Source organism: Bartonella sp. ML70XJBT (assembly GCF_028618425.1).
Taxonomy (GTDB): Bacteria; Pseudomonadota; Alphaproteobacteria; order Rhizobiales; family Rhizobiaceae; genus Bartonella.
The window spans coordinates 1-9,672 of record NZ_JAQISX010000032.1; the positions used below are offsets into that span (position 1 = coordinate 1).

13 protein-coding genes and 1 pseudogene are annotated in these 9,672 nt (G+C 40.5%); 4 read left to right on the forward strand and 10 right to left on the reverse strand.

All coding sequences use genetic code 11. From position 1 onward, the window contains the following. The 5 genes and pseudogenes from PVV65_RS08560 to PVV65_RS08580 form a co-directional block, all read right to left on the reverse strand. A partial coding sequence (locus PVV65_RS08560) for a DUF4043 family protein (protein ID WP_273789887.1) occupies nt 1-575 on the reverse strand: 575 nt, incomplete at its 3' end. A 98-nt stretch (nt 576-673) separates the two neighbouring features. Then, nucleotides 674-1,585 carry a hypothetical protein gene (locus tag PVV65_RS08565; RefSeq protein WP_273789878.1) on the reverse strand — a complete coding sequence of 304 codons (912 nt, stop codon included), beginning with the start codon at nt 1,583-1,585 and terminating at the stop codon, nt 674-676. An 11-nt stretch (nt 1,586-1,596) separates the two neighbouring features. After that, nucleotides 1,597-3,651 (reverse strand): portal protein, encoded by a 2,055-nt coding sequence (locus tag PVV65_RS08570; protein ID WP_273789879.1) that lies wholly within the window; start codon nt 3,649-3,651, stop codon nt 1,597-1,599. Continuing rightward, the gene (locus PVV65_RS08575; RefSeq protein ID WP_273789880.1) at nt 3,636-4,961 is read right to left on the reverse strand and encodes a PBSX family phage terminase large subunit; all 1,326 of its coding nucleotides are present in this window, start codon (nt 4,959-4,961) and stop codon (nt 3,636-3,638) included. The genes PVV65_RS08570 and PVV65_RS08575 overlap by 16 nt, the downstream gene beginning before the upstream one ends. After that, nucleotides 4,942-5,257 (reverse strand): annotated as a pseudogene (locus PVV65_RS08580) (hypothetical protein). Before PVV65_RS08580 ends, PVV65_RS08575 begins: the two are co-directional and overlap by 20 nt. Before the next feature lie 298 nt (nt 5,258-5,555). Here PVV65_RS08580 and PVV65_RS08585 point away from each other — a divergent pair. Continuing rightward, nucleotides 5,556-5,933: a hypothetical protein gene (locus tag PVV65_RS08585; protein ID WP_273789881.1), complete on the forward strand. Its 378-nt coding sequence runs from the start codon at nt 5,556-5,558 to the stop codon at nt 5,931-5,933. 68 nt (nt 5,934-6,001) lie between these two features. Next, entirely contained in the window at nt 6,002-6,724 is a 723-nt protein-coding gene (locus PVV65_RS08590; protein WP_273789882.1) for a hypothetical protein, read from the forward strand. A gap of 19 nt (nt 6,725-6,743) precedes the next feature. On the opposite strand, the gene PVV65_RS08595 is transcribed toward PVV65_RS08590, so the two are convergent. From PVV65_RS08595 to ssb, 3 genes are all read right to left on the reverse strand, one after another. After that, nucleotides 6,744-6,971, reverse strand: coding sequence for a DUF6290 family protein (locus PVV65_RS08595; protein WP_273789883.1), 228 nt, complete (start codon nt 6,969-6,971; stop codon nt 6,744-6,746). A 96-nt stretch (nt 6,972-7,067) separates the two neighbouring features. Continuing rightward, nucleotides 7,068-7,562, reverse strand: coding sequence for a hypothetical protein (locus PVV65_RS08600; protein ID WP_273789884.1), 495 nt, complete (start codon nt 7,560-7,562; stop codon nt 7,068-7,070). A 49-nt stretch (nt 7,563-7,611) separates the two neighbouring features. Further along, a complete protein-coding gene (gene ssb, locus PVV65_RS08605) occupies nt 7,612-8,058 on the reverse strand; it encodes a single-stranded DNA-binding protein (RefSeq protein WP_273789885.1) in 447 nt (148 codons plus the stop codon). A 190-nt stretch (nt 8,059-8,248) separates the two neighbouring features. Here ssb and PVV65_RS08610 point away from each other — a divergent pair, with 190 nt between their 5' ends. Continuing rightward, nucleotides 8,249-8,530, forward strand: a complete 282-nt coding sequence (locus PVV65_RS08610) for a type II toxin-antitoxin system RelE/ParE family toxin (RefSeq protein WP_273719271.1) — start codon at nt 8,249-8,251, stop codon at nt 8,528-8,530. A gap of 16 nt (nt 8,531-8,546) precedes the next feature. Further along, complete coding sequence (locus PVV65_RS08615) at nt 8,547-8,846, forward strand: HigA family addiction module antitoxin (RefSeq protein ID WP_273719272.1); 300 nt, start codon at nt 8,547-8,549, stop codon at nt 8,844-8,846. Nucleotides 8,847-8,880: 34 nt separating this feature from the next. Here the strand turns inward: PVV65_RS08615 and PVV65_RS08620 are convergent, their stop codons facing one another. After that, complete coding sequence (locus PVV65_RS08620; RefSeq protein ID WP_273754514.1) at nt 8,881-9,207, reverse strand: hypothetical protein; 327 nt, start codon at nt 9,205-9,207, stop codon at nt 8,881-8,883. Nucleotides 9,208-9,383: 176 nt separating this feature from the next. Beyond that, nucleotides 9,384-9,672 (reverse strand): hypothetical protein (locus PVV65_RS08625; RefSeq protein ID WP_273789886.1); only part of this gene is annotated, 289 nt, incomplete at its 5' end.

Sequence of the window (9,672 nt, forward strand, 5' to 3'; positions counted from 1 at the left end):
ACATCCTCTTTTGTAAGCTCTTCATCTGTTTTTTTCTTGGCTGGGCGAATAAGGCGCAATTTGCTTGGCTCTGATGGCGCATTAAAACCATAATGCACCGGTTTAAACGTTATGCTGCGCCCTTCAAAATGCATCCATGGTGCTGTATAGCCTGCTGCCTGAATGAAAAACATCATACTTAAACGGTCTGCATACCAATCAACCAACCCATCTTTTGCTTCTTTACGCAAATTAAAGGGAACACGTTGTTGATCAATAGAGCCTTCATATTTGATGCGCACAGCATGAGTAAGCTCGTTGATGCGCACCTTTTCATTCATAAATTGGAGGGCTTCTTCATTGCCTTCTAGCGTTTGTCCCTCGCTAACGCCATCCCCCATAAGTTGGACGCGTAATCCACTCGTAACGGAGTCACCAGCGGATTTTCCTAGCACATCCAACACTTGGATAATGCTGTTTTTGCTCTCCCCCATCAGCGGTGCAATGGGCAACGCTTTTGAGGTCTCTGTGTTTAGCATCTTAGCCCAAACGCCAACGGCTAATGGGTCATTGAGCTTTACTTCTGTTACTGCCATTTCAATCAATGCCTTTCTTGGTTTTAAAACTCGCCTTGCGGCTCCCCCAAACGATAACAATCACTTGAGTTCTCTCTGTCGCGCCATTGCGCACATCTTCATGCTCTGCTCATAATTTGTTCAAATTTTTTGGGATTTTTCTCAACCCATGCTGCAAATTCTGCTTCCGGCATGGAAAAAAGCGTTCTCACATCCATACCACATGTTGGAACTTGCCCGCCGCGCGCTGTAAGCGTCCGCGCTGCTTGAGAGCGCTCTTGAAGGGCTCCCACTTCGTCCTTAACTGGTGCTCCACTATAGCCAAAAGCTTTCGCTTTTTGCACCAGCACCTCAATTGGATTTATACCGGCTTTCTGACACTGCTGGCATATTTGGCGCAATTCAGCACCAATTTGCTGTTGCCGTGCTACAGGGTCTTTCCATTGCGGATAAAGGCTTGCTTGCGCTTGTAGAACATTGTCTGCTCTTTCATAGAGATAGTCCGTGATACTGTCTAAATCTGGATATTTATCTTGTACCTGCGCTTTGGATTCCTCGAAATAATCCCCTAACTTTTGACGTTCATATTCCTCTTGACTCATGCGCTCTTGGCTCTCTCTCATATGAGAAAACTCATCAAGCAATTTCTGTTGTTCCTGTACCTTATGACTAAGCCATGCAACATGTGCTTTTGGGTCGTCTTCTAGGGAGGGAACATTTTCCTCACGGCGGCGCGTGATTTCTTCTTGCATTGCGGCATATTTTTGCGCAAGTTCAATAGCCAATTCACGCGCTTCAATGGCGCTTTGTTCTGCCTTTTGACGTGCTTGCCGCTCTTGCTCTAATTTATCAGATTCTATTGTATCAGAACTTGGCTGCTCCTGAAGAGCTTCTACAGGTAGCTGTTCAGAACTTTCCTCTGATTCAAACACCTCTTCAACTTGCTCTGGCTCGACCAACTCAACAGCATTATCACTGGCAAAATGTTCGTCATAAATTGCTTGTTCTTCAGGTGTAAACTCTTCTTCCATATTCTGTCCCTTCAATGTGCTATTATATTTTTTGTCAAAACTCGATAGTGTTCCAACTGTGCCTGTAAAGCTTTGCGTTCTAAATCACGCTGCGCTATCTCATTTTTTGCCTGTTGCAACTCAAGCTGCATCCGCGCTTGTTCTTGTTTTAAAAAAAGTTCGATATTTTTCTGCTGCAATGCCGCTTGTTTCTGCTGTGCATCAAGTTGATAGAGTGTGTTCTTTGCTTGCGCTTCCTGCTGTAAAACAGCAATCTTTGCTTGTTGCTCTGGCGTTAATTGCGCCCCTTGGCTTTGTTGCATCATCTTCTGTTGCTGTTGTTCTTGTTGTGCTTGCTGCGCCTTTGCCGTTAAATTTGCTACCAATGTTGCCGGTAGTGGGGAAAGCTTTAAAAGATCTGGAATCATCTCCGGTGTTAAGAACCCACCAAGCAAAGGCAACATCTGCGTAATTGCCGCAAAAGTTTTCTCTTTTTCATTGGGGCTTGTCGGTGAATCATCAACAATAATGTCGTATTCAAGCGTTGTGACAGCTTCACGTGTTAAGGGTACATACTGCGCATTTTCTGGTCCAGAAATACGCACCAAACGCCCATCAGAAAGATAATTTTGAATAAGATAAAGGATAATCTTTCCCTGTCTGCACCGATAAAGCTTAAGATTATCAAACAACCCCGCAAGCAAATTAAGCGTTGATTGCCGGCGTGTATTTTCCAGCACATTGGCTTGATTAACCTCTCTTGTGCCGATAAACTCAGCCGATAACCCTGTTACATGCGTTATCGCTTCACGCGATTCATTAAACAGCTGGAAAAATCCATTGGGAAATTGTGCACTTGGCTTTGGTTGAATTTTCCCTCCTGTAAGCGCGCCATTTTTAACCCAAGTAATTGCATCCGTTCGCGCCCAGCTTTCTAACGCTTGACGATCATCATCGAAAGCGCCTCGTTCTGCCATCAAGCCGCCCTTAGACTGGCTATTAAGGATATACATCACTTGGCTAAAATATTTATTCGACCATTTTTGTGGATCTTTTGCGGGGCGAACAATCCCGTAAAACTGGTTTTTAAGCTTATCCAGCGTGCCCGTGATACACTCCCACCCAAGTTGTCCATCAGGTGCTAATGGCTTATCGGGCTTTGCAAAAAGACGTCGTCCTAGAAAAGCGCGTCTCACCACTTTTTTATTAAAACACACCCCTTTTAGTTGTGGCATTACCCTTTGAAGCTGTTCAAACTCCTGTTTGCTATAGTTGCGCATCTGACCGGTTTGAAGATCAGGCGCCTTGTAAGTGATCTCATATTCAAACCAACGGCATTCAACAAGCGTAACATAGCGTTTCCCAGAACACGGCTCTGAGAGAGAAGACGCACTGGAGTCATCTTGATATGCATCAAGCGACACATGAGAATCCTCAGAAGCGGTTGTACTATCGATAGCCCAATCGGCGTTAAGATCTTCAACAGCAACATCAGGAAAAAGACTTTTAGCATCTTCAACGGATTTGCGATCAACATACCACATACGCTGTACGTCAATGAGATTTGGTCTTACGGCATTGGCATCCCAAACCATTTTTAAGGGATCTAAACGTTGAACAGCAGGTATCCCTTCGGGATCTGTATCATAATCAAGCCGCGTATCTGTCCAGCCCATACCGCAAATAACCATATCCTGAAAAGCATCGGAATCGGCATATTCCGCCTCCGCCTCATCACGAAACCATTCTGCTGCTCCAGTAAGCAATTCATTGGGTATTGCTGCTCCCATTTGCCGTGGTTGAAACTGTACTTCGCGCTTATTATTACGCTCCGCCCCAACAATAGCATTCACAAGGGGTGCAATGCGGTTAAAAGTCATGACAGGACGGCGTTGCTCTTTTAAAACCGCAAGATCTTCCTCTGCCCATTGACGACCATTATAAAAATCAAAATCTTCACGCGCCTGTTCACGCCATTCATTAACATGTTCAATATCTTCTGCGTACCAAGACTTTAAACGCTTATAGAGTTCATATTCATCGAGGATTGTCGTTTTTTGAAAGTCTTGATCTAGAATGCCATCCATGATGCCGCTTCTCTTTCCATAGTGCAATAACGCTCTTGCTTGGGTTTGACACTGGGGGCTTCATAGACAATGCACATTAAACCAAAGGCATCTGCCCCATGGCTCGACCAATCATGCTCTGCCCCCAAACCAATCCCCCGCTTCTCATCCCATTTCTCGTGATACCAATTCAGTGCTTTGCGCCCTGCTACCGTCATCTCTTCATTGAACCAAACTGAGGGTAAAATACGCCGCACCGCCTCTATCCGCATCTTGACAGCCCCCGCCCCTTGATTAGAAATGACCTGCGTTTCAAAACCCGCATCATTTAACGCACTCTCAAAACTCACATTGTGCACACGGTCTCTGGTCGCACCATCATGGGGGAGAACCATCAGTGCCTTCTCATAACCATTTTGACGCAACCAACCGATATGTTCCGATAAAGGCTGTCCCTGTGCTTCGTAATAATTAAGCACTCTTATTTCTCGCCCCACAAACTGTGCTATCCATATCGCTGTTGCATCTGCCTTGGCTCCTGTTCCCCCAATGTCCCCAAAAGCACGTATTTGCATCAAGGGGTCACGAGCAACACGCCCTATCCGCCCCTCCTGCTCGGCTGCCAACATTTCCTTTTGAAAGTAAGCGCCTTGAACCGCGGTAAGATAAGCCCCTTCCCAGATATGCTTATAGGTCTCGGGGCGGTATCTCAAATCATCAAGCCGCGTTTCATTCAAGATCTTAGGAAACTTCGGATTATCGGACCAATTGATCTCAACACGCTTAATGGCTTCATTATCTGAAAAGCGAAAGCGCTTCTCAACCGGTGCATTATCTCGTAACGGATTCCATGTCACCCATAACTCTGCCCGCCATCCCTCTCCTTCTTCACGCAATGTTGGTATAAGCGTCTGCCAAGCCGTTTCTGTGACTGGCTCTGCCTCATCAACCCAACACAGCAAAATGCGCCCCATCGATTTAATACTGGCGATATTACGGTCTAGTCCACAAAACTGAAAAGCTATACGACCATCATTTGACTTAATCGAAGCCTCTCCAACTTTATAATAGTCCTTCAAAAAGTCATGGGCTTCAATAGCACGCTTAATTTCCTCCAAAGAACTCTCAGCCAGCGAATTTTGAAACTGACGCGCACAAAGGATAGTCCCTGATATTCCCCCCATACCAAATTGATAGCCCTTTAAAGCAGCCATCAAGGCAAAAGATCTTGTCTTTCCAGAACCTCGTCCACCCCAAGCCGCTCTGACCAAAGCATCCCCTGAAAAAATCGGTATAAGCTTTGGTACAATCTTAATCTGTCTTGTCGTCATTCACTCAAAGGCGCGATTTCTACACGCGTTATCATCTTAATCGCTCCCCCATCTTCTCCTGTCACTTGCAAAGGCAAAATCTTCCCCAACAATGCCAAATAAGCAGCGGGGCATTTGATTGCCTGTTTTTCGAGATAAGAGATCAAACCATCATCACCATATTTCTTACCAGCGCGCTCTGCTGCCTTAAGCACTGCTTCTTTCAAAATACGTGTCGTTTTATTTGGCACGCCTTTTACCCGCCCTTGACCTGCCTTTGGGGGCGTTCTTTTTGCAAGTTTTTCAGTGGTTTTCATGTGTGTTTCTTTTTGTAAACAAAACAATAAAAAACCCCGCAAAAGCAGGGCTCTGAACAATCATATAAACTTATAAGAAAGGCTATACCTTTACCGTAATTCTAGACGCAATTCGACTAGTACAGCAACGCCATAAAACACTATTTTTCATATCCTGTCAACAAAAAAAATCACTATATTGTGTATTTTTTATTTTTTTCACCTAAATCTAGTGTTTTTAACAACCAACCACTCACAATTGTGTCATCTCAACGAATCAATTATATGACTAGAAACTAATAAAAAGCGGGGGAGAACAATGCGTGATATTGTCATAGTAATAGTGGGTATACTCATACTATGGGCTATAGTCTCTGACATGTGGGAAGAAGCAGAGAATGGTCGGAATACAGAATTTCAAGGTACTCTTTTATTAGTCATAGTACTCGGGGTGCTTTGGTATCTTGAATTTTCAAGAAACTCTTTATTAGTAGTAGCAATTTTGTTGTTTGCTTGGAGAAATTACCTAGGAATAATAGCAAATTTTGAACATGATCGCTTAATTGAAAATTATCAGATAACGTCTAATTGGAAGGATCAAAGAATTAATGAACTTCAAGCGGTTGAAGAGGAAATAATTAATGAGGAATTATCCAAGATAATAATAAAAGCTTTGGCAACAACAGAAACAGAATAAATCTGGTTGAGAAAAAATCAATTAAAGGTTCAATACTATGACTAATAATTAATAAAAAAGGGGAGAAAATGTGGTTTATTATAGGAATTGTAATCCTTATCTTAATAATCCCAATATTAATTGATATTATTATATTAGTAATTTACGGCATTGGATTATTTCTAGGGGGCATACTTGAAACTCTAAAAGAGTTCCTAAATTTAGTAGGAAAAATACTATTAACAATAATACTGCCAACGTTAGAAACTATCGATTATGCTTTTACAAAGGATAAAAGCAAATGGAACGAAATAATTGAAAAGCGAGAAGAATTTAAAAAACATAGAGCGATTAAGAAAAAAAGCGAAGAAAAAACAAGAGATTATTACTTTCGCTTTGCCAAACGCAGCTTATTTTTACTCTTGCGCTTAGTGGGATTATCCTATTTCGCAGCAGCAGCAACTTTAATAATTATTTTGTCTACATCGTATATAATTGCCACATGTCTTCCCCACTCCTTTGTGCCTTATTTGATGCCTTATTTGATAGGAATAATTATTTTGGTGCTTACTCTTCCTCTTACAGTCTGTATAGCACCAATCCAAGATAGAATCCAATTGCTACCGAATTTATTCTTACTACATGTATTAATTCTTTGGATTCAGTTTTGCGAAATCATATCTATGGAAACTGTAGCTTATATCGCATGCTTTGAAATGTTTGTATATATATTATGTAGCTTTTTTCACGCAGTATTTATAGCAGAATTATTAGAACAACAATCACACCTTTTGAAACAAAATAATAGATAACTTTCTTAGTTTCTTATATCTAATCGTCCAAGCCAAGCTCTTTCCTCACCTCTTCAGAGCTATAAAAAGTAGCCTCTCCTCTTTGAACACGCTCTCTGACCTGTGAAGCTAAATAATAATCCTCTGCTTCCTCTATTCCACGTTCAATAATTTCACGCAAATAAAAAGATTTTGTACGTCCTGTCTTAGAAGCCAAATTATTCAAACGTGTTTCGAGATCACTTGGCAATCGAATAGATATCGTCATAACACAATCCTCATATTTGTATTCACTGTAATACAAATATAACGAATTGTACAGAAAAACGTTTCGCGTCATAGCGAAAGAAACAACATACAACATTTACCATTTAGTTTTTCTGTCAAAATATTTATGAAGCGCGTTAAGAGCGACCCGCAAAGAATTCACAAGATGTGGCAATGTTTGATCTTCTACAACAAGATATTGTAAAGCAGCATGAAGGTTATACTGTCTATAGAGATGTTGTGTTTCTTTTATCGCCTCTTGCATATTAGAAAACTGTTCTGTTGCAAATTTAACCCATTTTTCTCTTGCTTTGTCATCAGAAGATGAGGGCATTTCATCATACACAGCGCTTGGCAAACCTTTTGCACACGAATAGTCATTTTTTACTTCAAGATATTTTTGTGCAGCATCATACTGATCTTGAGTAAGCACCCCTTGTAAACATAACCGCCCAATATAAGTCCCAGAAAGCGGATTTTTAGCCTCTTCTATGGTCAAGCAGAAGCGCTTTGCACGCATTTCAATTGCCAATTGATTAACAGGATCTTGACGTACTTTCACTTGTGAAATGTAGGCATCTTTCTTTCTCATACATCCCCTCATCTATGGAAACTCACATTTTTTCTTTTTGCTATTTAAATCAAAATGGTATGCTGTCATTAAGAGATGCGCTATAATCTTGAGCACCTGAAGCGATAGCATAACTTTGAGAAGTAATGGGTGTGGGGTGTGCAGATTGCTCTTTTTTTGCATCAAGCAACTGCAATTCACCTTTATATTGTGGCAAGACAATCTCTGTTGTGAAGCGGTCAATACCGTTTTTATCTTGCCATTTACGGGTTTGTAATTTGCCTTCTACATAAACCTTTGAACCTTTGTGTAAATATTGAAGCGCAATTTTTGCCAAATGTGGATTAAAAACCACCACGGAATGCCATTCTGTTTTCTCTACTTTTTGATTGGTATTTTTATCTGTATAGCTCTCAGAAGTAGCCAACCGAAAATTGACTATTTCAGCACCAGAATTCATTGTTTTGCTTTCGGGGTCATCCCCTAAACGCCCGATTAAAATCACTTTATTCAACATGTTTGTGAGTTCCATTTGATTTGCATTTTATATACGTAAAATCCTATCATAATTTGTTTATTTTTTCAAATATTTCAAAAGGATATTATTTTTTATTAACATATAACATTATGTTTCACATAACAAATTAATAAATAATCGATTGACATAAGTGTATGGTGTATCGTATCAAGTAGCAAAGGGTAATATTATGGCAATCGTTAGTTTTAAGCATAAAGGGTTGAAGTTATTTTTCGAAAAAGGAATTTGTAAAGGAATACAACCTGCACATGCTAAAAAACTAGCTAACATTTTGGTAATTTTAGATACGATATCTGCTCCTGAACAAATGACGATTAGATCCTATCGTCTCCATGAGCTTACAGGCGATTTAAAAGGCTATTGGTCAATGCGTGTTAATGCAAATTGGCGTGTTACTTTTCGCTTTATCGGAACAGATGTTGAACTTGTTGATTATCAAGACTACCATTAATTTTTGAGGTGTTATCATGATGTACAATCCCCCACACCCTGGTGGTATTTTGAAAGAAGAATTGCTTGATGAATTAGGCTTAACAGTAACAGAGGCTGCAAATCATCTTGGTGTTGCACGTTTAACTTTATCACGTGTTTTAAACTGTCATGCTGCAATCAGTATTAACCTTGCTTTACGCTTAGAAAAGGCTGGTTTAAATGATGCGGAATTTTGGCTTAAATTACAACAAAAACATGATCTGTGGCAAGCACGGCATAATAATCCCATACCGGATATTTCGTCTTTAGAGCAAGTAAGCCTCCTTAGCAATTAAGACTTGGCTTGACCGATTTTTCGCTTAAAATACATCAAATGGCTTTTGATAATTTTTTGATTTTCTTGTTGATTTCATCAATGAGCGGTTCGTAATTGAGAACGCTTTTAGGTAAGTTGCCACCATAAACCCATGCTTTTACTTGTGCCTTGGTACTGAAATCCGCATTCTTTGGTATGGTGTAATACTGACCGCCATCAAATTTTTCACACTCTCTCCTGCCATCTTCATATTCGTAGAGGTTGTAAAAATACTCTGCTGCTCCATCTCCCCATGGTACATAACCAACAGCTGTTGCCACAAACTTTTTTTGCATGGGCTGTTTACGTTGTGTTAAGAAGAGATGTTGTAAAATTTGCATGTCTTAATCCTTAATTTTACCAATTGGTCTATTTGTCTCAAATTTGATCATACAGAGCGTTTTATATTGCAGATGTTGGATTTATCATAAAATCTTTAAATCGCTTTGTAAGGTGCCTTTTTGTCTATTTAAACGCATGTCTAATCGTAAAATGATCAGCACTTTTCACTATTTTGCTAACTTGCAATGTTTTTCACTGCTCCCCCAAGACCATTTAAAACCTTTTCAAGCTCTTGCTTGTGAACAAGCGTTAGTGGTCTAAAATGCTCTTTCGCTGTTTTTTCTTTGAGTGCTTTCACACGTGTGTTTTCAATTGCTCTACGTACACTTTCGGCTTTTGAAAGAAGGGTATTTTCTAGTGTCTGGCAATAAGCTAAAAGCTCTCCACAAGTTGGCATAAATGTTTTTGATATCCCAATTGCTTGACCAGTTACGATATCTTCGACGCCCTTTTTCAGAGCATAT